This is a genomic window from Rouxiella badensis (assembly GCF_002093665.1).
GTDB classification, from domain to species: domain Bacteria; phylum Pseudomonadota; class Gammaproteobacteria; order Enterobacterales; family Enterobacteriaceae; genus Rouxiella; species Rouxiella badensis.
Genome location: NZ_MRWE01000002.1, coordinates 146,322 through 170,786, shown reverse-complemented (window position 1 = coordinate 170,786; position 24,465 = coordinate 146,322). Strand labels below are relative to the sequence as shown.

The 24,465-nt window shown below is 52.8% G+C and carries 19 protein-coding genes; 9 read left to right on the top strand and 10 right to left on the bottom strand.

The genetic code is table 11. From position 1 onward, the window contains the following. The first annotated feature begins 106 nt into the window (after positions 1 to 106). Complete coding sequence (gene can, locus BS640_RS02020) at positions 107 to 760, top strand: carbonate dehydratase (RefSeq protein ID WP_017489967.1); 654 nt, start codon at positions 107 to 109, stop codon at positions 758 to 760. A 122-nt stretch (positions 761 to 882) separates the two neighbouring features. On the opposite strand, the gene hpt is transcribed toward can, so the two are convergent. Both hpt and cueO read right to left on the bottom strand, forming a co-directional pair. Then, positions 883 to 1,419: a hypoxanthine phosphoribosyltransferase gene (hpt, locus tag BS640_RS02015; RefSeq protein WP_017489966.1), complete on the bottom strand. Its 537-nt coding sequence runs from the start codon at positions 1,417 to 1,419 to the stop codon at positions 883 to 885. A 154-nt stretch (positions 1,420 to 1,573) separates the two neighbouring features. Beyond that, positions 1,574 to 3,169 (bottom strand): multicopper oxidase CueO, encoded by a 1,596-nt coding sequence (cueO, locus tag BS640_RS02010; protein WP_084911736.1) that lies wholly within the window; start codon positions 3,167 to 3,169, stop codon positions 1,574 to 1,576. A gap of 265 nt (positions 3,170 to 3,434) precedes the next feature. Here cueO and BS640_RS02005 point away from each other — a divergent pair, with 265 nt between their 5' ends. The 3 genes from BS640_RS02005 (at position 3,435) to speD (ending at position 5,668) form a co-directional block, all read left to right on the top strand. Continuing rightward, on the top strand, positions 3,435 to 3,782 hold the full coding sequence (locus BS640_RS02005) for a YacC family pilotin-like protein (protein ID WP_017489964.1): 348 nt from the start codon (positions 3,435 to 3,437) through the stop codon (positions 3,780 to 3,782). A gap of 187 nt (positions 3,783 to 3,969) precedes the next feature. Beyond that, positions 3,970 to 4,845, top strand: coding sequence for a polyamine aminopropyltransferase (gene speE, locus BS640_RS02000; protein WP_084911774.1), 876 nt, complete (start codon positions 3,970 to 3,972; stop codon positions 4,843 to 4,845). 28 nt (positions 4,846 to 4,873) lie between these two features. Beyond that, positions 4,874 to 5,668: an adenosylmethionine decarboxylase gene (gene speD, locus BS640_RS01995; protein WP_017489962.1), complete on the top strand. Its 795-nt coding sequence runs from the start codon at positions 4,874 to 4,876 to the stop codon at positions 5,666 to 5,668. 70 nt (positions 5,669 to 5,738) lie between these two features. Here speD and yacL read toward each other — a convergent pair whose 3' ends face one another. Further along, entirely contained in the window at positions 5,739 to 6,104 is a 366-nt protein-coding gene (gene yacL, locus BS640_RS01990; protein WP_017489961.1) for a protein YacL, read from the bottom strand. 102 nt (positions 6,105 to 6,206) lie between these two features. Then, positions 6,207 to 8,804 (bottom strand): bifunctional aconitate hydratase 2/2-methylisocitrate dehydratase, encoded by a 2,598-nt coding sequence (gene acnB, locus BS640_RS01985; protein ID WP_017489960.1) that lies wholly within the window; start codon positions 8,802 to 8,804, stop codon positions 6,207 to 6,209. A 494-nt stretch (positions 8,805 to 9,298) separates the two neighbouring features. On the opposite strand from acnB, the gene BS640_RS01980 reads away from it, so the two are divergent. Then, entirely contained in the window at positions 9,299 to 10,195 is an 897-nt protein-coding gene (locus BS640_RS01980; protein ID WP_084911734.1) for a glutamate/aspartate ABC transporter substrate-binding protein, read from the top strand. 90 nt (positions 10,196 to 10,285) lie between these two features. On the opposite strand, the gene lpdA is transcribed toward BS640_RS01980, so the two are convergent. The 4 genes from lpdA to pdhR form a co-directional block, all read right to left on the bottom strand. Next, a complete protein-coding gene (gene lpdA / locus BS640_RS01975; RefSeq protein ID WP_017489958.1) occupies positions 10,286 to 11,710 on the bottom strand; it encodes a dihydrolipoyl dehydrogenase in 1,425 nt (474 codons plus the stop codon). A gap of 243 nt (positions 11,711 to 11,953) precedes the next feature. Beyond that, the gene (gene aceF / locus BS640_RS01970; RefSeq protein WP_084911732.1) at positions 11,954 to 13,867 is read right to left on the bottom strand and encodes a pyruvate dehydrogenase complex dihydrolipoyllysine-residue acetyltransferase; all 1,914 of its coding nucleotides are present in this window, start codon (positions 13,865 to 13,867) and stop codon (positions 11,954 to 11,956) included. A 13-nt stretch (positions 13,868 to 13,880) separates the two neighbouring features. Beyond that, entirely contained in the window at positions 13,881 to 16,544 is a 2,664-nt protein-coding gene (aceE, locus tag BS640_RS01965) for a pyruvate dehydrogenase (acetyl-transferring), homodimeric type (RefSeq protein ID WP_017489956.1), read from the bottom strand. Between the two features lie 209 nt (positions 16,545 to 16,753). Then, positions 16,754 to 17,524: a pyruvate dehydrogenase complex transcriptional repressor PdhR gene (gene pdhR, locus BS640_RS01960; RefSeq protein WP_017489955.1), complete on the bottom strand. Its 771-nt coding sequence runs from the start codon at positions 17,522 to 17,524 to the stop codon at positions 16,754 to 16,756. A gap of 422 nt (positions 17,525 to 17,946) precedes the next feature. Here pdhR and BS640_RS01955 point away from each other — a divergent pair, with 422 nt between their 5' ends. The 3 genes from BS640_RS01955 to BS640_RS01945 all read left to right on the top strand — a co-directional run bounded on the left by BS640_RS01955 (position 17,947) and on the right by BS640_RS01945 (position 21,944). Continuing rightward, a complete protein-coding gene (locus BS640_RS01955) occupies positions 17,947 to 19,323 on the top strand; it encodes an amino acid permease (RefSeq protein WP_017489954.1) in 1,377 nt (458 codons plus the stop codon). Positions 19,324 to 19,537: 214 nt separating this feature from the next. Beyond that, the gene (locus BS640_RS01950; protein WP_084911730.1) at positions 19,538 to 20,989 is read left to right on the top strand and encodes a glycoside-pentoside-hexuronide (GPH):cation symporter; all 1,452 of its coding nucleotides are present in this window, start codon (positions 19,538 to 19,540) and stop codon (positions 20,987 to 20,989) included. Further along, positions 20,982 to 21,944, top strand: a complete 963-nt coding sequence (locus BS640_RS01945; protein ID WP_084911728.1) for a glycoside hydrolase family 43 protein — start codon at positions 20,982 to 20,984, stop codon at positions 21,942 to 21,944. Before BS640_RS01950 ends, BS640_RS01945 begins: the two co-directional genes overlap by 8 nt. 1 nt (position 21,945) lies before the next feature. Here BS640_RS01945 and ampE read toward each other — a convergent pair whose 3' ends face one another. Beyond that, entirely contained in the window at positions 21,946 to 22,800 is an 855-nt protein-coding gene (gene ampE / locus BS640_RS01940; protein ID WP_017489951.1) for a beta-lactamase regulator AmpE, read from the bottom strand. Further along, positions 22,797 to 23,378: a 1,6-anhydro-N-acetylmuramyl-L-alanine amidase AmpD gene (ampD, locus tag BS640_RS01935; protein ID WP_017489950.1), complete on the bottom strand. Its 582-nt coding sequence runs from the start codon at positions 23,376 to 23,378 to the stop codon at positions 22,797 to 22,799. The genes ampE and ampD overlap by 4 nt, the downstream gene beginning before the upstream one ends. Before the next feature lie 93 nt (positions 23,379 to 23,471). Between ampD and nadC the strand changes: the two genes are divergently transcribed. Beyond that, positions 23,472 to 24,365 (top strand): carboxylating nicotinate-nucleotide diphosphorylase, encoded by an 894-nt coding sequence (gene nadC / locus BS640_RS01930; RefSeq protein ID WP_017489949.1) that lies wholly within the window; start codon positions 23,472 to 23,474, stop codon positions 24,363 to 24,365. The last annotated feature ends 100 nt before the right edge of the window (positions 24,366 to 24,465 follow it).

Sequence of the window (24,465 nt, the reverse complement as noted above, 5' to 3'; positions counted from 1 at the left end):
TTATTTCTTTGTTTACAATTAGGGCCGAACAGAACCCTTTTGAATTTCATTTGAGTTGTCTTATATTACTCCAACGTAGACGCTTTCTTACAGGCTATTAACTTTCATGAAAGATATCGAAACGCTGATCAGCAACAACGCTGCTTGGTCAAAAATTATGGAAGAGGAAGATCCTGGCTTTTTCGAACGCCTCTCTCTTGCTCAAAAACCCCGCTTTCTGTGGATTGGCTGTTCAGACAGCCGCGTCCCCGCAGAACGTCTGACCGGACTCGAACCCGGTGAGCTTTTTGTTCACCGTAACGTGGCGAACCTGGTCATCCACACCGATCTCAACTGTCTGTCAGTGGTGCAATATGCCATCGACGTTCTTGAGGTCGAGCATGTGATAATCTGCGGCCACCACGGCTGTGGTGGCGTGAAGGCTGCGATTGAAAACCCTGAACTGGGCTTGATCGACAACTGGTTGCTACACATTCGCGACATCTATTTCAAACACGGCAACGCGTTAAGCGAGCTGGAGCCAGACGATCGTCTGAACAAACTCTGTGAGCTCAACGTGGTGGAACAGGTTTATAACCTTGGCCACTCCACCGTGATGCGAAGCGCATGGCAACGTGGGCAGAAAATCACCCTGCACGGTTGGGTTTACGGACTTCAGGACGGGCTGTTGCGCGATCTGGACATCACTTCTACCAGCCGCGAAATGCTTGAACAACGCTATCACCGGGGTGTTTCAGCCCTGCTTGAGCAACCGAAATAAATTCCGCACTAACAATAACGCCTCAGACTTTACAACGTCTGAGGCGTTAAAACGTTCCACGATGTGCCTTACTTATCAAGCCCTGCCGACGTCAGAAATGGCTCAATCGGGTAGCGACTGCTTTACTCTTCCAGCATGGTGACTTTGCCGACGTACGGCAGGTGACGATAACGCTGCGCGTAGTCAATCCCGTAACCCACAACGAACTCGTCTGGAATGGTGAAACCGACGTACTCAACGGTCACGTCAACTTCACGACGCTCAGGTTTATCGAGCAGCGTACAGATAGCCAGCGACTTTGGTCCACGCAGTTGGAACAGCTCGCGCACTTTGCTCAGGGTATTGCCCGAGTCGATAATATCTTCAACGATCAGCACGTCTTTGCCGCGGATATCCTCATCGAGGTCTTTCAGGATTTTGACATCGCGGGTGCTGGACATACCGTTGCCGTAGCTGGACGCCGTCATAAAATCGACTTCGTGAGGCACGTCGATGGCACGGCACAGGTCCGCCATAAACATAAAGGATCCGCGCAACAGCCCCACCAGAACCATCTCACTGCCGCTGTCGCGGTAATGCTCCGTGATCTCACGGCCCAATTCGGTGATACGGTTTTTTACTTCCTGCTCGGAAATCATTACGTCTACAGTGTGTTTCATATAAAGCCTTGCCACCTAAAAAATTAAATGAGTCCTGCCATCAGTATGGGTGATGGCAGTCTTTATTGCGCGGGGAGTATAGCAAAGAACGTTGCGCAAGGAGAATGTTGCGCAACAATAAAGCCGACGCTACCGCAAGGTCTTCAGCGCTTAATCAAGCCACCGTGAAACTTGTCATCATGCCCGTATCCTCATGCTCGAGCAGATGGCAATGGGCCATATAGGCATGCTGAGCGTCGGCGAGATGGTCGAAACGCACCAGAACCTCACTGCGACCGCCCTCTACGCGCACGGTGTCTTTCCACCCCTGACGATGTTTTTCGACCGGCTTGCCGTTTTCGGTCAGGATACGGAACTGGGTGCCGTGGATGTGGAAAGGATGCAGCATCATGTCGCCTTCCCCCGAAATCGTCCACCTCTCGTACTGACCCCGCTTAACCGCAAACGCCGGATGATTCATGTCATAGGCCTTGCCGTTAATCTTGTTGGCAGTCATAAAGTCAAAGTGAGCAGCGCCCTGCGACATCGACATTCCCGCCATGCCGCCAGAGTCCATCGACATGCCGTTCATTGAAGAAGCGTCAGACGTCGCACTGCCGTGGTCCATGCGCATTCCCGCCATTGCGCCGTGACCGTAGCGGGTCATCAGCGCCTGCATCCCCTGCTGGTCGAGCTGTGGGTCCATCATGAGCTGTAGCCAGCGGGTCGGCAGGCCGTCAAGCGACGGTAAAGCCGGCAGCGAAATCAATGAATCTGGCAAGCTGCCGCCAGACTGTGTCACGGTTGGCTGAATCTTTAATACCGCCAGCGGTTGGTCAAAGGGTGCCAGCGTCATCCCTATTTGCTGTACCGGCAGGGTCACCAGATCAAACGCCTTGCCGTCCGAACAGTCGATCATGACCTCAAAACGCTCGCCCATCAGCATCGGCAAGGCAGAGACCTTCACCGGCTCCGGCAGAAAACCGCCGTCGCTGGCAATCACATACAGCGGACGATTATCGCTGGCGGCAATCTGCAACGAGCGCGCGTTGCAGCCGTTGAGCAGGCGCAGCCTGAGCCATCCGCGCGACACGCCGTGCTGTGGATAAATCACCCCGTTGGTTAACATATGTTGACCAAACCAGCCCACCGCCGCGGTCATGATATCAAGCTGGTAATCAATCTGACCGGCGTCGTTAAGGCGTTTGTCTTGCAGGATCACCGGGATATCATCGACGCCCCAGCGAGAAGGGATTTGCAGTTTATCGGCGTCATCGTCGTCAATAATCACCATCCCCGCCAGCCCCATCGCCACCTGATAACCGCTGGTTTGATGAGGATGCGGATGGAACCAGCAGGTTGCCGCTGGCTGATCGGGAGTAAAATGCACCTCGCGACTGCCGCCCGGCGCAATCATCGCCTGCGGGCCACCGTCAACGTCGCCTGGGATAGCCAGACCATGCCAGTGCACGGTGCTGGCGTCGGGTAGAGAATTTTTCACGCTAACGCCGACCTGCTTACCGCGACGCAGCCGCAGCACGGGCCCAGGCAGATTACCGTTGACGCCCCAGGTGGCAGTATTGACGCCCGGCAAAAACCGGCTCTGCCCCTGTTGCAGGGTAAGGTGATAGGTTCCTCTGACGTCAGGCTGGAGGATTTCAGGCACGGGCAACGCAGGGCGGCTGACCGCGAAAGCCTGGCGGCTCCAGGTAGGGAGAACAGCGACGCCGGCGTAAAGCGCAGCCAGTTTGATAAAATCACGACGATACATGGTCGCTCCTTGTGAAGTCAGAAGAAAGGCAGAATGGCTCAGCCTAAACCTTTCCCCAGGGTTAAGGTCAAGCGGATATAAATTATGTAAAAAAGAGATGTAAAAGAAATTTATGAGCGCTGTAGCAAATATGGTAACGTCATTTTGATAATTTACGGGCCTAATCATCACTATGACGAATATTTTTATTGTGCTAAAGACACGACTACTCGCCAAAATTGGCTTACTGGAAAGATTAAATTTACCCGCAAAAACAAGGCAGAGCATGAAAAAAACCACCCTCAGTCTGCTATTGCTGACCTTACTCGGATTCTCCTCTGCCAGTCAGGCCCTTAGCGAGCCGGAAGCCGAAGATTTGGCCGATTTAACCGCCGTTTTTGTTTATTTGAAAAATAACTGTGGCTACGAGCAGCTGCCAAACACGCAAATAAAACGCGCGATCGTCTATTTTGCCGAGCAGAACCATTGGGACCTCACCAATTACGGTGACTTCGACATGCAGTCGTTGGGCGAAGACAGCTATCGCGACCTCAGCGGCATCAGCGTGCCCAAGCCGGTTAAGTGCAAATCACTCGCGCGTGATTCACTTGGACTTTTGGCCTACACCAATTAATCCCTCGTTTCTCGCCCCTGTTTCTCAGGGGTGAGCTAAAATCACTTGTTAGCCCCGTCCCTCTCGTTTAACACCCGATTGCATGTTTTCCTATGGCTGAAATTTGACCGTGCATGCCGCGTCCTCGTTAGCTATCATAATGCGCCAATTTTTCATGGCTGTGATTACTCAGGAGAAAGGTGAGATTATGTCTCAAACAGGATCCCAGAAAGAAATTTGGTATGAGACGCTGCACGCCAGCTTCGGCCAGTATTTCAGTATTGAAAAAAAGCTGTATCGCGACAAAACCGAGCATCAGGATCTGGTGATTTTCGAAAACGCCGCACTGGGACGCGTCATGGCCCTCGACGGCGTGGTGCAAACCACCGAGCGCGATGAGTTCATCTATCATGAGATGATGACCCACGTTCCGCTACTGGCGCACGGCAGCGCCAGGAAGGTACTTATCATCGGTGGCGGTGACGGCGGTATGCTTCGCGAAGTCTGTCGGCATAAAACCGTCGAACACATCACCATGGTCGAAATTGATGCGGGCGTGGTCGAATTCTGCCGTCAGTATCTCCCTAACCATAGCGCCGGTTCCTATGACGATGCCCGCTTCAATCTGGTGATTGACGACGGCGTTAACTTCGTTAACCAAACCTCAGAGACCTTCGACGTGATTATCTCCGACTGTACCGACCCTATCGGGCCGGGCGAAAGTCTGTTTACTTCACGCTTCTACGAAGGCTGTGCCCGCTGCCTGAAGCCCGGTGGGATCTTCGTTGCCCAGAACGGCGTCTGCTTCCTGCAGCAGGAAGAGGCGGTCAACAGCCACCAGAAATTGACGCACTATTTCCAGGATGTCAGCTTTTATCAGGCAGCGATTCCAACCTATTACGGCGGGATCATGACCTTCGCATGGGCAACCAATAATCCGCAGTATCGGCAGCTTGATACCGGCACTCTACAGGCGCGTTTTGCCGCCTCGGGTATCATCAGCCGTTACTACAATCCGGCTATTCATTACGGCAGCTTTGCCTTGCCACAGTATCTACTGAATGCCCTTTCGGCCTCGCGCTGAAACGGCATCCATAAGGGGGTGAACTAAATTGCAAAAGCTGAAACTGCATGGCTTCAATAACCTGACAAAAAGCCTGAGTTTTTGTATCTACGATATTTGTTATGCCAAGACCGCAGACGATCGCGACGGCTATATCGCCTACATTGACAAAGAATATAATGCCAACCGTTTGACGGAAATTCTCACCGAAACCTGTTCGATTATCGGTGCGAACGTCCTCAACGTTGCACGTCAGGATTATGAACCACAGGGTGCCAGCGTTACGATTCTGGTAAGCGAAGAACCGATTGATCCTAAAGACGTCGATACTTCCGAGCATCCCGGCCCGTTACCGAGCTCAGTGGTGGCCCACCTCGACAAGAGCCACATCTGCGTTCACACCTATCCGGAAAGCCATCCGGAAGGCGGGCTTTGTACCTTCCGCGCAGATATTGAGGTCTCAACCTGTGGCGTGATTTCGCCACTTAAGGCCTTGAATTACCTCATTCACCAGTTGGAATCGGACATCGTCACCATTGACTATCGCGTGCGCGGTTTTACCCGCGACGTCAACGGCGTGAAACACTACATCGACCATTCAATCAACTCGATCCAGAACTTTATGTCAGAGAACATGAAGTCGCTGTATCACATGATGGACGTGAACGTTTATCAGGAAAATATTTTCCATACCAAGATGATGCTGAAGGATTTCGATCTCAAACATTATTTGTTTAATGCCAGACCTGACGAGCTGAGCGCAAAGGAGCGGAAAGAGATCACGACGCTTCTTTATAAGGAGATGCAGGAAATCTACTACGGAAGAAATATTCCGCAGGTCTGACATTTTCTCTCAGTGACAAGGCCGCACTTCTTCACGAGGCTGCGGCCATTTTTATTCGATTTTTTGCCGATTAGCGGTAGGTAATGATAAAGGCGCGGTACTTTTCCAGCACCAGCAGGAAATCTTCTATCCCACAGAACGACAGGCTTTCTTCGTCGTAGTAGTTCATGCCTTCTTCCATGCCGTCGCTTTCCAGATCCAGCTGATTGGCGCGCACCATGACTTCTTCGCCGTCAAACCAGAGCGTATATTCGTGCCCCACCAACTGCCAGGTGCGCTCGCTGCCTTTGATTTCCTCAGCGGCGGCTTCGATGGTGTCCAGCACGCTGAGATCGCCCTTAATCTCTTCATTCAGCCAGTGGCCGATAACTTCATGACCCATTGAAAAACGGGCCTTAACTTGCCCGGTGATATCACGCAGGAAATCAAAATCCATGGTCTTATCTCCCGATTGGCTTTAAGACAAATGAGATGAAAATAGAGGAATAAAAAAGGGAGGCCGAAGCCTCCCTGGTATTCTGTGGCGCAATATAACGATTTACACGGCAGTTTGGAAGATCACGCCGTCAGCTTTATCGGTATATTCGGACAGCTTGTCGAAGTTCAGATAGCGGTAAGTATCTGCCGCTGTCTTATCAACCTGCTCCATGTAGGTCAGGTATTCTTCAGGCGTTGGCAGACGTCCCAGCAGGGAGGCAACCGCTGCCAGCTCGGCCGAGGCCAGATAGACGTTCGCGCCGTTACCCAGGCGGTTCGGGAAGTTACGCGTCGAGGTTGAAACCACCGTCGAGCCGTCTGCCACGCGAGCCTGGTTACCCATGCACAGGGAACAGCCCGGGATCTCTACACGCGCACCGCTCTTGCCAAAGACGCTGTAATAGCCTTCTTCGGTGAGCTGAGCAGCGTCCATTTTGGTCGGCGGCGCAACCCACAGGCGAGTTGGCAGCGCACCTTTGTGGCTGTCGAGCAACTTACCGGCCGCACGGAAGTGACCGATGTTAGTCATGCACGAACCGATGAACACTTCGTCAATTTTGCTGTTGGCCACGCTCGACAGCAGACGTGCGTCGTCTGGGTCGTTCGGTGCGCACAGAATAGGCTCTTTTATCTCGTTCAGATCGATTTCGATCACCGCCGCGTATTCTGCGTCAGCATCGGCTTCGAGCAGCGTCGGGTTCGCCAGCCACTCTTCCATGCCTTTGATACGACGCTCAATGGTGCGGCGATCGCCGTAACCTTCAGAGATCATCCATTTCAACAGCACGATGTTAGAACTCAGGTATTCTTTGATAGGCGCCTGATCCAGCTTGATCGTACAGCCAGCGGCTGAACGTTCTGCCGAGGCATCGGCCAGTTCAAATGCCTGCTCGACTTTCAGCTCTGGCAGGCCTTCGATTTCAAGAATACGGCCGGAGAACAGGTTTTTCTTACCTTTCTTCTCAACGGTAAGGTGGCCTTCCTGAATCGCGTAGTAAGGGATGGCATGCACCAGGTCACGCAGCGTGATACCCGGCTGCATTTTACCCTTGAAGCGAACCAGCACCGACTCAGGCATATCCAGTGGCATTACGCCGGTCGCCGCAGCAAAGGCCACGAGACCGGAGCCCGCCGGGAAGGAAATACCGATTGGGAAACGGGTGTGGGAGTCACCACCGGTTCCGACGGTGTCTGGCAGCAGCATACGGTTAAGCCACGAGTGGATGATACCGTCGCCCGGACGCAGTGAAACACCGCCACGGTTCATGATGAAGTCAGGCAGCGTATGGTGCGTGGTCACATCAACCGGCTTAGGATAAGCCGCGGTATGACAGAATGACTGCATCACCAGGTCGGCTGAGAAGCCCAGGCAGGCCAGGTCTTTCAGCTCATCACGGGTCATAGGACCGGTGGTGTCCTGGGAACCTACCGAGGTCATTTTCGGTTCGCAGTATTCGTTAGGACGGACACCTGCAACGCCACAGGCGCGGCCTACCATTTTCTGTGCCAGCGAGAAGCCTTTGGTGCTGCTTGCGACAGGTTTTGCGATACGGAACACATCGCTGGTTGGCAGCTTCAGTGCTTCACGTGCCTTGGTCGTCAGGCCACGGCCGATGATCAGAGGAATACGGCCACCGGCGCGGACTTCGTCCAGCAGAACGTCAGTTTTAAGCTCGAAGGTTGCGATAACGGCGTCGGTTTCGTGGTTACGCACTTCGCCTTTGTAAGGGTAAATGTCGATGACATCGCCCATATTCAGGTCAGAGACATCAACCTCGATTGGCAGCGCCCCAGCATCTTCCATGGTGTTGAAGAAGATAGGTGCGATTTTACCGCCGAGAACAACACCACCACCGCGCTTGTTTGGCACGTAAGGAATATCGTCCCCCATGAACCACAGCACAGAGTTGGTCGCAGACTTACGGGATGAACCCGTACCGACCACATCGCCGACGTAGGCCAGCGGGAAGCCTTTCTTGTTCAGCTCTTCGATTTGCTTGATAGGACCGACGCTGCCAGGCTGATCCGGATGGATGCCTTCACGTTCGTTCTTCAGCATCGCCAGCGCGTGCAGTGGGATATCAGGACGTGACCAGGCATCTGGCGCAGGAGACAGATCGTCGGTATTGGTCTCACCGGTAACTTTAAAGACGGTTACGGTGATTTTCTCGGCCAGTTTTGGACGAGCGAGATACCATTCTGCGTCGGCCCATGACTGGAGAATTTGTTTCGCGTAGGCGTTACCGGCCTTGGCTTTTTCTTCGACGTCGTAGAAGTTATCGAACATCAGCAGAGTATGAGACAGCGCTTTAGCGGCAATAGGCGCCAGCTTTTCGTCTTCCAGCGCTTCAATCAGCGGATGAATGTTATAGCCACCTTGCATGGTGCCTAACAGTTCAACGGCTTTTTCAGGGGTAACCAGCGGAGATGTGGTTTCGCCTTTGGCAACGGCTGCCAGGAATCCGGCTTTGACATAAGCGGCTTCGTCAACGCCCGGTGGTACGCGGTTAATCAGCAGGTCCAGCAGAGTTTCTTCTTCACCTTCAGACGGGTTCTTCAGGGATTCAACCAGTGCGGCCATTTGTGAAGCATCGAGTGGCTTAGGGACGATTCCCTCTGCGGCACGCTCGGCTACGTGCTTACGGTATTCTTCTAGCACGACTCTCTCCTCGCTCTCATTGTCATTTATTATGTCCAGGCTGGGCCTGGGCTCCGACATCAATCAGCTATTGACCCAATGGGTTACAGCACCCGGAAATGGGGTTTGAATGTGGCCGATGGTCGGATCACGGCGGGCACGTCTTGTGTGAGGCGAAGCGAAACATCCTGAACGCTTAGCGACGACAGTCCCCGGTTGCGCTGTGGCAGCATAGCAGGGTTTGACGCGCTTGTTAATTCGTTCACAAAAAAGCAACATAAAATATTTGCTGAATCGTTGAGCACAGTGCAATCCTCTGCCTTTCAATGCGGTTCCCGCCACAAGGCATTAACCATAATTTATTAAAGGGCTTTTCGACACTGTTTTTTACGTGGTCGGCCCCACGCCTGCGACATCTCACAAAAATGAAAAATTAAAGAGCATGGCCTGAGGTTTGCATAACACTTCTCATGAAAGTGGTGCAATTTTTACCTTTGGATCAATAAGGAAGGAAAATGTCACGTAAGAAAATTCACACCCTCCTGCTCTGCTCGACGTTAGTTTGTGGCTATGCTCAGGCCGAGGCGCTCACAGGAACATTAAAGAAAATTGATCAACAGAACCTGATCACCGTAGGATACCGTGAGTCGAACGTGCCTTTTTCCTATAAAGACGATGGCGATAAAATCATGGGCTACTCGCAGGAGTATTCGACCAAGATTGTTGAAGCGATTAAAAAACGTCTTAATAAAGAAAATATTACTGTAAAATTTATCTCGATCACCTCACCGAATCGCATCCCCCTGTTGCAAAACAACGTCTATGATTTTGAGTGTGGTTCAACCACCAACAACCCTGAGCGGCAAAAACAGGTGACCTTCTCAGATACGATTTTTATCGTCGGGACCAAGCTGCTGGTCAAGAAAGGTTCGGGGATCAAAGACTTCTCTGACCTCAACGGTAAGACTGTTTCAACGACCGGCGGGACCACCTCAGAAATTCTGCTCAATAAAATGAACAGCGATAAAAAGATGCAGATGCGCATTATCAGTGCGCAGGAAGGAGGCGCGTCGGCGTTCCATACCTTGGAAACGGGTCGTGCATCGGCCTTTATGATGGATGACGCCCTGCTGGCCGGTGACCGCGCCAAGGCACGTAAACCTTCCGACTGGGAGATTATCGGCACGGCTCAGTCACGTGAAGCCTACGGCTGCATGCTGCGTAAAGATGATCCACAGTTCGAGAAATTGGTTGATGACACTATTGCCAGTGCACAGACCTCGGGCGAGGCGGCGAAGTGGTATACCCGCTGGTTCTTGCAGCCGGTTCCGCCTAAAAATCTGAATATGGACTTTGCGATGTCGGATGATATGAAGGCGCTGTTTGCCCATCCTAACAATCAGGCGTTATAAACTGACTGACTTCACTCAATAACTCAATAAAAACAGACACAAAAAAAACGGCCCCTTCTCAGGAGCCGTTCTATAACCTTCAACCTGAAATTACTTTTTCTTGGCTTTCGGGTTTGGCAGGTCAGTGATGCTGCCTTCAAAGATTTCTGCTGCCAGACCCACAGACTCGTGCAGAGTCGGGTGAGCGTGGATGGTCAGCGCGATATCTTCAGCGTCACAGCCCATCTCGATGGCCAGGCCAATTTCACCCAGCAACTCGCCGCCGTTGGTCCCGACAATCGCACCACCGATAACGCGGTGAGTTTCTTTGTCGAAGATAAGCTTGGTCATGCCATCTGCACAGTCGGAAGCGATCGCGCGACCTGATGCCGCCCACGGGAAGGTCGCAGTCTCAAAGCTGATACCCTTCTCTTTCGCTTCTTTCTCGGTCAGACCCACCCAGGCAACTTCTGGCTCGGTGTAGGCAATTGAAGGAATGACCTTCGGATCGAAGTAGTGTTTCTTGCCGGAGATAACTTCGGCGGCCACGTGACCTTCATGCACACCTTTGTGTGCCAGCATTGGCTGACCGACGATATCGCCGATAGCGAAGATGTGTGGAATGTTGGTACGCATTTGCTTATCAACGTGGATAAAGCCACGTTCGTCAACCTCAACGCCGGCAGCGCCTGCGTCCAGCAGTTTGCCGTTAGGCACACGACCGATAGCCACCAGCACTGCGTCGTAACGCTGGGGTTCAGCTGGCGCTTTTTTACCTTCCATCGTCACATAGATACCGTCTTCTTTCGCTTCAACGGCGGTGACTTTGGTTTCCAGCATCAGATTAAACTGCTTGCTGATTTTCTTGGTAAAGACTTTAACAACGTCTTTGTCGGCAGCCGGGATCACCTGGTCAAACATTTCGACCACGTCGATTTTTGAACCCAGGGCGTGATACACGGTACCCATTTCCAGACCGATGATACCGCCGCCCATAACCAGCAGACGCTCTGGGACAGTTTTCAGCTCCAGCGCATCCGTAGAGTCCCAAACGCGTGGGTCATCATGTGGAATGAATGGCAGAGTGATTGGACGAGAACCTGCGGCAATGATGGCATTGTCGAAGTTGATGGTAGTTGCACCATTTTCGCCTTCAACAACCAGGGTGTTCGCGCCGGTAAATTTACCCAAGCCGTTCACGACTTTGACTTTACGGCCTTTCGCCATACCAGACAGACCGCCGGTCAGCTGGTTAATGACTTTTTCTTTCCACAGACGAACTTTGTCGATATCGGTTTTTGGCTCACCGAAAACAATGCCGTGCGCTTCCAGAGCTTTAGCTTCGGAAATCACTTTTGCTACATGCAGCAGAGCTTTGGAAGGGATACAACCTACGTTCAGACAAACGCCACCGAGAGTGGAATAGCGTTCAACCAGAACGGTTTCAAGACCTAAATCAGCGCAACGGAAAGCGGCAGAATAGCCTGCAGGACCAGCCCCAAGTACCACGACCTGAGTTTTAATTTCTGTACTCATCATGACCTCTTAATTGTTTGTCCGGCGGGTCAGACGTTTACTTAAAGCACATTCGTAATTTCGCGAATGCAGTACGCAACGCCCATCATCCACCGGGACGCATACACCGCCAGAAGTTTACAGAATTGTTAAAAATCTGCAAACAAACTTCGGGTGACCTGAGTCTCAACAACCTTGTCATCTATGAAAGACAACAAGATCCGTGTCAAAAACAAGGCCGGCTACGTGCCGGCCTTATAACAATTACATCACCAGACGACGAATATCTGACATTATTGTACCGATGTATGCAGCGAAACGTGCCCCGGCAGCACCGTCAATGACGCGGTGATCGAAGGACAGAGACAGCGGCAACATCAGACGTGGTTCGAACTCTTTACCATTCCAGACCGGCTTGATGGACGATTTGGAAACGCCCAGAATCGCCACTTCCGGTGCGTTGACGATAGGCGTGAACGCCGTACCGCCAATACCACCGAGGCTGGAAATAGTGAAACAGCCGCCCTGCATGTCGGAGGCAGTCAGTTTACCGTCGCGGGCTTTCTTGGAGATAACCGACAGCTCGCGGGACAGCTCAACAATGCCTTTCTTGTTGACGTCACGGAACACAGGAACCACCAGGCCGTTAGGCGTATCAACAGCAACACCGATGTTGATGTACTTTTTCAGCGTCAGCTTTTGAGCATCGGCAGAAATCGAGCTGTTGAAGCGTGGGAACTCTTCCAGCGCCTTGGCAACGGCTTTCATGATGAACACCAGCGGCGTTATCTTGACGTCGAGTTTCTTCTTCTCGGCTTCAACGTTCTGCTGCTTACGGAATTCTTCAACTTCGGTGATATCCGCTTCATCGAACTGCGTAACGTGCGGGATCATGACCCAGTTACGGCTCAGGTTAGCACCAGAGATTTTCTGGATGCGGCCCAGTTCGACTTCTTCGATTTCACCAAACTTGCTGTAATCAACCTTCGGCCATGGCAGCATGCCCGGCAGACCACCGCCAGCCGCCGCAGCGGCAGCCGGTGCAGCTTCTGCACGTTTCACGGCGTCTTTCACGTAAGCCTGAACGTCTTCGCGCAGGATACGGCCTTTACGACCGCTGCCTTTCACTTTGGACAGGTTTACGCCAAATTCGCGGGCCAGACGACGGATAACCGGCGTTGCATGAACGTAAGCATCGTTCTCTGAGAACTCGCCTTTGCTCTCGGCAACGGCAGCAGGCGCTGGAGCCGCCGCTTTCTGTTCCTGTTTGGCAGGGGCAGCCGCTTCTTCTTTCTTAGCCGGCGCAGCGCCTTCTACTTCGAACACCATGATCAGGGAACCGGTGCTGACTTTATCGCCCGCTGCAATTTTGATCTCTTTCACGGTACCGGCAAACGGCGCGGGCACTTCCATTGAGGCCTTGTCGCCTTCAACGGTGATCAATGACTGTTCGGCGGCAACTTTGTCGCCCACTTTAACCATGATCTCGGTGACTTCAACTTCGTCACCACCGATGTCCGGTACGTTAACTTCTTTGCTGCCAGACGCAGCAGGGGCAGCGGCCGGTTTCTCTTCCGCTTTGCTTTCAGCCGCAGCGGGAGCAGGTGCCGCAGAGCCAGAGCCTGCAACTTCAAATACAAAAATCAGAGAACCGGTGCTGACTTTATCGCCCGCTGCAATTTTGATTTCTTTCACGGTACCGGCGAAAGGTGCAGGCACTTCCATTGAGGCCTTGTCGCCTTCAACGGTGAGCAGCGACTGTTCAGCTTCAACTTTGTCGCCCACCTTCACCATGATCTCGGTGACTTCAACTTCGTCGCCGCCGATGTCCGGTACGTTAACTTCTTTGCTTTCGCTTGAAGCGGCGGCAGCAGGTTTTGATTCTGCTTTCGCTTGTTCTTTGGCAGCCGGTTTCTCTTCCGCTTTAGCCGGTGCCGCAGCACCGTCCGCAGAATCAAACACGAAGATCAGTTTGCCGGTCTCGACGGTATCGCCGACCGCAACTTTGATTTCTTTCACCACGCCAGCCTGTGGAGAAGGGACTTCCATTGACGCCTTATCACCTTCAACGACGATAAGTGACTGCTCGGCCTCAACTTTATCGCCCACCTTCACCAGAATTTCGGTGACTTCTACTGCATCGGCACCAATGTCCGGTACATTAATTTCAATAGCCATCTGTCTTTACCTCTTACGCCAGACGCGGGTTAACTTTGTCAGCATCGATGCCAAACTTGGTGATGGCTTCTGCCACAACCTTCACATCGATCTCGCCACGTTTGGCCAATTCGCCCAGTGCAGCAACCACCACGTAAGATGCATCGATCTCGAAGTGGTGACGCAGGTTTTCGCGGCTGTCAGAACGGCCGTAACCGTCGGTGCCCAGTACGCGGAACTCGCTGGCAGGAATGAAGTTACGGATCTGCTCTGCGAACAGCTTCATGTAGTCGGTAGACGCCACAGCCGGTGCGTCGTTCATCACCTGAGCCACGTAAGGTACGCGTGGTTTTTCGGCCGGGTGCAGCATGTTCCAACGTTCGCAGTCCTGACCGTCGCGGGCCAGTTCGGTGAAGGAGGTCACGCTATAAACGTCAGAGCCAACGCCGTAGTCTTTCGCCAGGATCTGAGCCGCTTCACGCACGTGACGCAGGATTGCGCCTGAGCCCAACAGCTGCACTTTACCTTTGCTGCCTTCCAGAGTTTCGAGCTTGTAGATACCCTTACGAATACCTTCTTCCGAACCTTCCGGCATGGCTGGCATGTGGTAGTTTTCGTTCAGCGTGGTGATGTAGTAGTAAATGTTTTCCTGCGCGTCACCGTACATACGAACCAGACCGTCATGCATGATGACCGCCACTTCGTAGGCATAAGCCGGATCGTAGGAGATACAGTTAGGGATAGTCAGCGACTGAATGTGGCTGTGACCATCTTCGTGCTGCAGACCTTCACCGTTCAGCGTCGTACGACCCGAGGTACCACCGACCAGGAAGCCGCGCGCCTGTTGGTCGCCCGCTGCCCAGCACAGGTCGCCGATACGCTGGAAACCGAACATGGAATAGTAGATGTAGAACGGGATCATTGGCAGGTCGTTGGTGCTGTACGACGTTGCCGCTGCCAGCCATGAAGAAGCCGCACCCAGTTCATTGATCCCTTCCTGCAGAATCTGACCTTTCTCGTCTTCTTTATAGTAAGCAACCTGCTCACGGTCCTGCGGGGTGTATTGCTGGCCGTTCGGGCTGTAGATACCAATTTGACGGAACAGACCTTCCATACCGAAGGTACGCGCTTCATCGGCGATGATCGGCACCAGACGATCTTTGATCGATTCGTTCTTCAGCATCACATTCAGCGCACGGACGAAGGCGATGGTGGTAGAGATCTCTTTCTTCTGCTCTTCCAGCAGCTGAGAGAAGTCTTCCAGTTTCGGCATTTCCAGCTTCTGAGTGAATTTTGGCAGACGCGTCGGCAGATAGCCTTTCAGCGCCTGGCGACGTTCGTGCAGGTATTTGTACTCTGCAGAGTCTTTTTCCAGGGTGATGTAAGGCAGTTTTTCGATGTTTTCATCGCTGACAGGCACGCTGAAACGATCACGGATGTAGCGTACGCCGTCCATGTTCATTTTCTTAACCTGGTGGGCAATGTTCTTGCCTTCAGCGGTTTCACCCATGCCGTAACCTTTGATGGTATGGGCAAGAATGACGGTAGGCTGGCCTTTGGTGTTCTGCGCCTTGTTCAGGGCAGCAAAGACTTTCTTAGGATCATGACCGCCACGGTTCAGCGCCCAGATTTGCTCGTCGGTCATGTCTTTGACCAGTTCAGCGGTTTCTGGGTATTTGCCGAAGAAGTGTTCACGCACGTATTTACCGTCGCGTGATTTAAAGGTCTGGTAGTCACCGTCAACGGTTTCATTCATCAGTTGGATAAGCTTGCCGCTGGTGTCTTTACGCAGCAGTTCGTCCCAACGGTTGCCCCAAATGACCTTGATAACGTTCCAGCCAGCGCCCGCAAAGATGCCTTCCAGTTCGTTGATGATTTTGCCATTACCGGTAACCGGGCCGTCGAGGCGTTGCAGGTTACAGTTAATGATGAAGCACAGGTTGTCCAGTTTCTCACGGGTCGCGATGGTGATCGCACCTTTGGATTCTGGCTCATCCATCTCACCGTCACCCAGGAACGCATAAACGCGCTGGTTGGTCGTGTCTTTCAGACCACGGTGGTCGAGGTATTTCAGGAATTTAGCCTGATAGATAGCACCGATTGGACCCAGCCCCATTGAGACGGTCGGGAACTGCCAGAATTCAGGCATCAGTTTAGGGTGCGGGTAGGAGGACAGACCTTTACCGTGAACTTCCTGACGGAAATTGTTCATCTGCTCTTCGGTCAGACGACCTTCGAGGAAGGCACGGGCGTACACGCCTGGAGAGATGTGGCCCTGGAAGTACACCAGGTCACCGCCGTCCTGCTCGTTGCGCGCACGGAAGAAGTGGTTGAAACACACTTCATAGATAGCGGCAGAAGACTGGAATGATGACATGTGGCCACCCAGTTCCAGGTCTTTCTTGGATGCACGCAGAACGGTCATAATCGCGTTCCAGCGGATTGCAGTACGGATGTTGCGTTCCAGCTCCAGGTTACCCGGATACTCAGGTTCGTCTTCAACAGCGATGGTGTTGATGTAGTTACGGCTTGCAGCACCAGCTGCAACGCTCACGCCGCCTTTACGTGCTTCATTCAGAACCTGGTCTAGCAGGAACTGTGCACGCTCAACACCTTCTTCACGGATGACCGATTCGATCGCTTGTAGCCAGTCGCGAGTTTCGATCGGATCCACGTCATTATTTACACGTTCTGACATGGTGCTTTTCCTTATCTGTCTCTAATACGTTGGTTTATCTGGAGCCTGTCTTCCTGCGCTCTCTTGCAACGCCCTGGTGCAAAAAACGCACGAAGACAGGCCCGTCAGTTTAGTTTCCGCTCCCACGGGAGAGCATAAAAGCTTCCAAAATTATTCTCGGAGCCCAAACCTCGGGCATGGGTATGCAGACAGCCAGGATTACCCAGAGTTTAATTTTCTTCTTTACGTTGCTGGAGTCGACGTAGTGAACGATCACGACGACTGTGCTCCCTGCTCAGATCCAGCAAAACTTCCTCAATAAACGCCAAGTGACGGTGCGATGCTTCACGGGCTTTCTCAGGCTCCCGCGCAACAATCGCCGCAAATATACCGGCGCGGTGGTTGCTCACCATCGCCAGCATTTCGCGGCGCGAGTAAAGCAATTCAAAATTCTGTCGGACGTTTTTCTCGAGCATCGGTCCCATGCATCGCAGCAAATGCAGCAGCACCACATTGTGCGTGGCTTCTGTTACAGCCACTTGGTACTGCATAACGGCATCGGCTTCTGCGTCGAGATCGCCGCTGTCCTGTGCCGTCTGAATCACTACGTGACAGTCACGAATGCGCTCTAAATCTTCTTCCGTCCCTCGCAGTGCGGCATAATATGCGGCAATACCTTCGAGTGCGTGACGGGTTTCAAGGAGATCGAACTGCGATTCAGGATGGTCTGAGAGTAATTCTGCAAGAGGGTCGCTAAAGCTTTGCCAGAGGTTGCTCTGGACGAATGTGCCACCGCCCTGACGACGCAACAGGAGCCCTTTGCCTTCAAGACGCTGGATAGCTTCTCTGAGAGAAGGTCTCGAAACCTCAAACTGCTTCGCCAACTCGCGTTCGGGCAAAAGTTTTTCACCAGGACGCAGTGTGCCCTCAAGGATCAGAGATTCCAACTGCTTCTCAATCGCGTCAGATAACTTCGGCTGTCGTATTTTACTGTAGGCCATAGGGACGTTTATCTGCCTTTTCGGTCTGTGACGAGCTCGGAGTAAATTGGTAATACCAATTTAAAAAACGTGGCCGTAAAGTAACAAAGTATTCCTCTGGTGTCCATATCGGGCCGGTCTTAAAACGGCTTATCCCGCACATTTTAACAAATATTTAGCATTTCTTTTTTAAACGTGCCCTGGATCACATTTTGCTCTTAAGAGGCAATTTTTTGATCGGTTTGCGCGTTTCTTAGGCGCTAATTCAATAAAGCAGGTGCAAACTTTTTCGCATAACACTATTCTTGGCCGAACGGTAGTTCATGCTGATTTTTTGCCGCATTGCAGCCGTAAATAATTAGATACAAAACATGTAATCTTCGGCTTACAGCATCTGTTTTAAGCCGAATTTTAACTTTTCCCTTACGACAGAGGATCGGGAAATGAGTGATAGGCAGCATGGCGAAGAACTGAAGCGTGGATTGAAAAACCGCCACATTCAGCTGATCGCTTTAGGTGGCGCAATTGGCACCGGGCTTTTTCTGGGGATCGCCCAAACGATAAAAATGGCAGGACCTTCCGTTCTGCTCGGTTACGCTATCGGCGGGTTGATAGCATTTCTGATCATGCGCCAATTGGGAGAAATGGTAGTTGAAGAACCTGTTGCAGGTTCATTCAGTCACTTCGCCTACAAATATTGGGGCAATTTCGCCGGCTTCGCGTCAGGCTGGAATTATTGGGTTTTATACGTTCTGGTGGCGATGGCAGAGCTGACCGCCGTTGGTATCTACGTGCAGTACTGGTGGCCTGAGATCCCGACCTGGGTCTCTGCTCTGGTGTTCTTCGTGCTCATCAACGCCATCAACCTGACCAACGTAAAAATTTACGGCGAAATGGAGTTCTGGCTCTCGCTGGTTAAAGTGGTCGCGATCGTGGGGATGATTGTCTTCGGCGCGTGGCTGTTGGCCAGCGGCCACGGCGGGCCAGAGGCGTCAGTCACCAACCTTTGGGCGCAGGGTGGATTCTTCCCGAATGGCATCAAGGGACTGGTGATGGCAATGGCGGTTATCATGTTCTCCTTCGGTGGACTTGAGCTAGTGGGCATTACCGCAGCCGAAGCCGACAACCCGGAAAAGAGCATTCCTAAGGCCACCAATCAGGTTATCTACCGTATCCTGATTTTCTATATCGGCTCGCTGGCCGTGCTGCTGTCACTTTACCCATGGGGCAAAGTTGTCGAAGGCGGCAGCCCGTTCGTGCTTATCTTTAATGCCCTGGACAGTAAGCTGGTCGCTACGCTGCTGAACGCCGTCGTGCTTATCGCCGCGCTGTCGGTCTACAACAGCTGCGTGTACAGCAACAGCCGCATGCTTTTTGGTCTTGCTAAACAGGGTAACGGTCCTAAGTCGCTGCTCAAGGTTGACCGTCGCGGCGTGCCTTATGTCGCTATCGGCGTTTCGGCACTGGCAACGGCGCTTTGCGTGGTGATTAACTACGTGATGCCGGGTGAGGCCTTTGAAATCCTCATGTCCCTGGTGGTTTCTGCACTGGTGATTAACTGGGCGATGATCAGTCTGGCGCACCTGAAGTTCCGTGAGGCCAAAACGCGTGAAGGGGTCACGCCGAAATTCAAAGCGTTGCTTTACCCGTTGGGTAACTACGTTTGCCTGCTGTTCCTGGCCGGTATTCTGGTGATTATGTACCTGACGCCCGGCATCCAGATTTCGGTCATTCTGATCCCGGTATGGCTGATCATTCTGGGCATCAGCTATAGGCTCAGAGGCAAGAACAGCAATACCGCAGGCATTGTCAGTAAGTAAGCCACTCTCTGAGTCTGTGACATTCAACCCGGCCACCGCGCCGGGTTTTTTATGCCGCTAAATTGGCGCAGCAGCGAAGTGCAGTCTGGCTCACACTTTCATTTTTCTAACCAATTTGTCCATCTCTATAACCCTTATCTCCTGACGGGAATTCATAACCTGGGTCAATACTTCAGACACTTATTGTCGTTTGATCCCGTTTTGGAGAGAGTCCATGAGGCAAGGCGCGCTGTCGTTTAAAGAGAAAGTTGCATACGGCATGGGGGATGCGGGGTGCAACATGATTTGGGGTACGATCACCCTTTTCCTGAGCTACTTTTATACCGATGTATTCGGGCTTGCGCCTGCGCTGGTGGGCGTCATGCTGCTTTCCATCCGCGTGGTTGACGCCGTCAGTGACCCTATAATGGGTGCGATTGCCGACAGAACCCAAAGCCGATGGGGACGCTTCCGCCCTTACCTGCTGTGGATTTCCCTGCCCTTCGCGCTCTTCAGCATACTGATGTTTTCCACGCCGGACTGGAGTTACTCCAACAAGGTAATCTATGCCTTCGTCACTTATTTCCTGATGTCGCTGACCTATACCGCCATCAATATTCCTTACTGTTCTCTCGGCGGAGTGATCACGGCAGATCCTCAAGAGCGCGTCTCCTGTCAGTCTTATCGCTTCTTTATGGTGGGCATCGCGACCCTGATTCTTTCCTCTTCTTTATTACCGATGGCACAGTGGTTTGGCGGGGCGGACAAGGCGCGGGGCTATCAAATGTCCATCGCAGTCATGGCTTTCATCGCGTTGGTGATGTTCCTGTTCTGCTTTAGCTCGGTAAAAGAGAGGATCCAGCCCGCCGTACCGACAAAACACGCATTAAAGAGCGACTTAAAAGACGTCTGGAAGAACGACCAATGGGTGCGCATTCTGTTGCTGACCTTCTGCAACGTTTGTCCCGGCTTCATTCGCATGGCGGCCACGATGTATTACGTCACCTGGGTGATGGAGAAATCAACCTCCTTTGCCAGCCTGTTTATCAGCCTTGGCGTGATTGGCATGATGATTGGCAGCGCACTCGCCAAGCCGCTGACCGACAAATTCTGCAAGCTTAAGGTTTTCTTCTGGACCAACATTATTCTGACGCTGTTCTCCTGCGGTTTTTATTTCCTCGACCCGCACATGACGGTGCTGATTCTGGTGGCCTACTTCTTGCTAAATATCCTCCACCAGCTGCCTTCCCCGCTCCACTGGTCGCTGATGGCCGACGTGGACGACTACGGCGAATGGAAGACCGGTAAACGCAGCACCGGCATTAGTTTCTCAGGTAACCTGTTCTTCCTGAAATGTGGGCTGGCGGTTGCGGGTGCGATGGTGGGATTCTTGCTGTCAATTTATGGCTATCAGGCGGGTGCCGCGTCACAGACTCCGCACGCGCTAAACGGTATCGTGCTGTTGTTCACCGTTATTCCGGGCGTGGGTTATCTGATGACCGCAGGCGTAGTCAGACTACTGAAGGTCGACCGTGAGCTAATGAAAACGATTCAGGCCGATTTGGAGATTCGTCGCCGCAACTTTTCTGAACTCAACAAAGGCAGCGAGCTTAAGGGTTACCCCGGGGAAAAACAGGGTGAAACCGAGCGACCGGCCTTTGCCAGCAAGGAGCCCAAGCATGAGTAAGACTGTTTATCCGAACCCCTTTATCACCCAGCGCGCTGACCCACATATCTGGCGACATACCGACGGGCATTACTATTTTATTGCCTCCGTGCCGGAATATGACCGGCTCGAAATACGCCGCTCGGCCACCCTCGAAGGGCTGGCGGAAGCGCGTCCGCGCGTTGTCTGGCGTAAACACGGCGGCGGGCCGATGAGTGCCCTTATCTGGGCACCCGAGCTGCACTACATCAACGGCAATTGGTACATCTATTTTGCCGCAGCGCCGTCTGAAAAAATCGTCAACGGGCTGTTTCAGCATCGTATGTTTGTACTCGAGTGCTCAGATGCCGATCCACTGAGCGGCAAATGGCAGGAAAAAGGCCGCGTCGCGACGCCAATCGACAGCTTTTCGCTGGACGCCACCCACTTTACTCACGCAGGAAAAAGTTACTATCTGTGGGCACAAAAAGACCCCGCAATTGACGGCAATTCAAATCTTTACCTGGCCGAGATGAGCAACCCGTGGACCCTCAAGTCTGCTCCGGTGATGCTCAGCAAACCCGAACTTCCCTGGGAAATCATCGGCTTTAAAGTCAATGAGGGTCCTTCGGTCATCGAGGGTTATGACAAGATTTTCATCACCTATTCTGCGAGCGCAACCGACGAGAATTATTGTATTGGCCTGCTCTGGGCCGACCTCGAAAGCGATATCACTGACCCGTCACAGTGGCATAAATCGGAGAAACCGGTATTTCGTACCCATGCCGATAATCGACAGTTTGGGCCTGGGCACAACAGCTTTACTCAGAATGAAAAAGGCGAGGACGTACTGGTTTATCACGCGAGGAACTACGCGGAGATTGAGGGCGATCCGCTGTATGATCCCAACCGCCATACGCGGTTGAAGACCATAGATTGGGACGACGACGGCATGCCGGTATTAGGAGAACCTCCCGCAGACAACCGCGAAATTTAAATTAAACCAGGGTGCCGTAGATAGTCAGCAGCGCCACAACAATCAGAATGATGATGGTGACTTTACGCGCCATCGAAACCGCAGCGCGCGGGGTCTGCACCGGATCAAGATGCGGGTCTCGCGCCAGTGAAAACTGTGCGAGGCGCGTCAGTACCTGGTACTGCGAGCTATGAATATCGCCGAGTGATGCAAACCACGCCGGCAACGCTTTCTCACCGTGGCCAATCAGGGCATAGGCCACGCCCGCCAAACGTACCGGAATCCAGTCCAGCACGTGCAGAATACTGTCAACGCCCGACTGACTGCGCTTAAGCGGCGTCGTGTTACGCGCCAGCCAGCTTTGATACCCACGTAGCACCGCATAACCCGCCAGAGCTACTGGGCCGTAAGGTCCGCACACTACGAACCAGAACATCGGTGCGAGATAATAGCGGAAGTTGATCCAGATAAGCGCATTCTGCAACTCACGCAGCCGCAGATCTTCCGAGCAGTCCACCGGCAAACCGTGGATAAGCGCAAGCTCTTCGGCCATTTCGGAACAGGCGTTAACGTCCCCCTGTCGCGCAGACTTGAGGTAGGCGCGATAATGCTTACGCTTAAGCCCTGCCCCAATGCACAGCAGGCAGATAACCACCCACAACACCAGCGACGGCACGCCAAAGAACAGGCCATGAACCAGACGCAGAATTCCCCAGATGACGGCCATCCAGAGGATAAAAATTGCCAGCGTTTTAGTTAACGAGGCGGCGCGACCGCGGCGATAAATCACCTCGAAGCGGTGGTCGAGTTGCCAATGCTCGCCTAACTTGAACAAACGTTCCCAGGCTAAAACCAGCAACAAAGTAATTAACGTCATGAGGGGTGGCTCTCTTTTGATGTATCACTCGCTGCCTGCTCCCGCACTGCATCGAGATATCTCTGCCAGTCAAAATACGGACCGGGATCGGTTTTGCGTCCTGGCGCAATATCACTGTGCCCGGTGATGTGCTGTAAATCGACAGGATAGTGCTTTAGTATCAAATCGGTAACTCGAAGTAAACTCTGGTATTGCGCGTCGGTAAACGGCTCGAAATCCGTTCCTTCCAGTTCGATGCCGATAGAGAAGTCATTGCAGCGCTCCCGCCCCTGCCACACAGAGACGCCAGCATGCCAAGCCCGTTTGTCAAAAGGCACGTATTGCACAATTTCACCGTCGCGGCGGATTAAACAGTGGGCGGCAACGCGAAGCTGATAAATCTGTTCGAAAAACGGATCTTCGGCAGGATTAAGCGTGCCGGTAAAAAGTTGGTCAATATAGGGTCCGCCAAATTTTCCGGGCGGCAGGCTGATATTATGAATAACCAGCAACGAGGGGATCTCGTCCTCGGGGCGAAGATCGAAATGTGGAGAAATCACCCGTCGGGCTTCAGCGATCCAGCCTTGTTTTAACTGCATTAATGACCTCATAGGATGGGTTCTCGTGGTACTTACCTGAGCAAAAGGGTAGCATGTTTTTATAATTCACTATCCGCCATTTCGGAGTTTTGTATGCCTACTCGCAGCTACAGCGTTGAAAGTCGTCGCGCTGAGTTACTTGACCGTATTCACAATGATATTCCCCTTGTTGTTGCGCAGGCGCTGCGCGAGGACTTGGGCGGAGAGGTGGATGCCAATCGAGATTTAACCGCACAGCTGCTGCCGGCAGACAAGCAGGCTCAGGCCATGGTTATCACGCGCGAAGCAGGTATTTTCTGCGGTCAGGGCTGGGTCGATGAAGTGTTTGCCCAGCTTGGCAAAGGCGAGGTCAAGATTACCTGGTTAGTTAAAGATGGTGAACCGCTGGTCGAAAATCAACCCCTTTTTGAGCTTTCCGGCCCGGCCCGGCTGCTGTTGACCGGCGAAAGAACCGCATTGAATTTCGTTCAGACCCTTTCGGGCGTTGCCAGCGCAGTGAACCGCTACGTCAAGCTGCTTGAAGGCACCAAAACCCGCCTGCTGGATACGCGTAAAACCCTGCCCGGTCTGCGTACCGCGCTAAAATATGCCGTGCTTTGCGGCGGTGGCAGTAACCACAGACTGGGGCTGGCCGACGCATTTCTGATTAAAGAGAACCACATTATTGCCTGTGGCTCGATTAAGGCTGCGGTGGAACGCGCCTGGGTCATTCATGCCGATGTTCCGGTTGAGGTCGAGGTTGAAAGCCTGTCCGAACTGACGCTGGCGCTGGACGCCGGTGCCGACATCATCATGCTCGACAACTTTACGGTCGAGATGATGCGCGAAGGTGTGGCGCTCACGGCAGGCCGTGCCCTGCTTGAGATCTCCGGGAATGTCACTCACGTGACGCTGCGCGAATTTGCCGAGACCGGCGTCGACTTTATCTCCGTTGGCGCACTGACCAAACACGTTCGTGCACTCGACCTGTCGATGCGTTTTCGCTAAGCCTCAACGGCGGATTGCCTCGCCCTCTTCGTGGGGCAATCTGCGAGCTGTCTCCCCATTTTTTGTAACACCTCCTTCTCTGCATTTTCTTTTTGCGTGA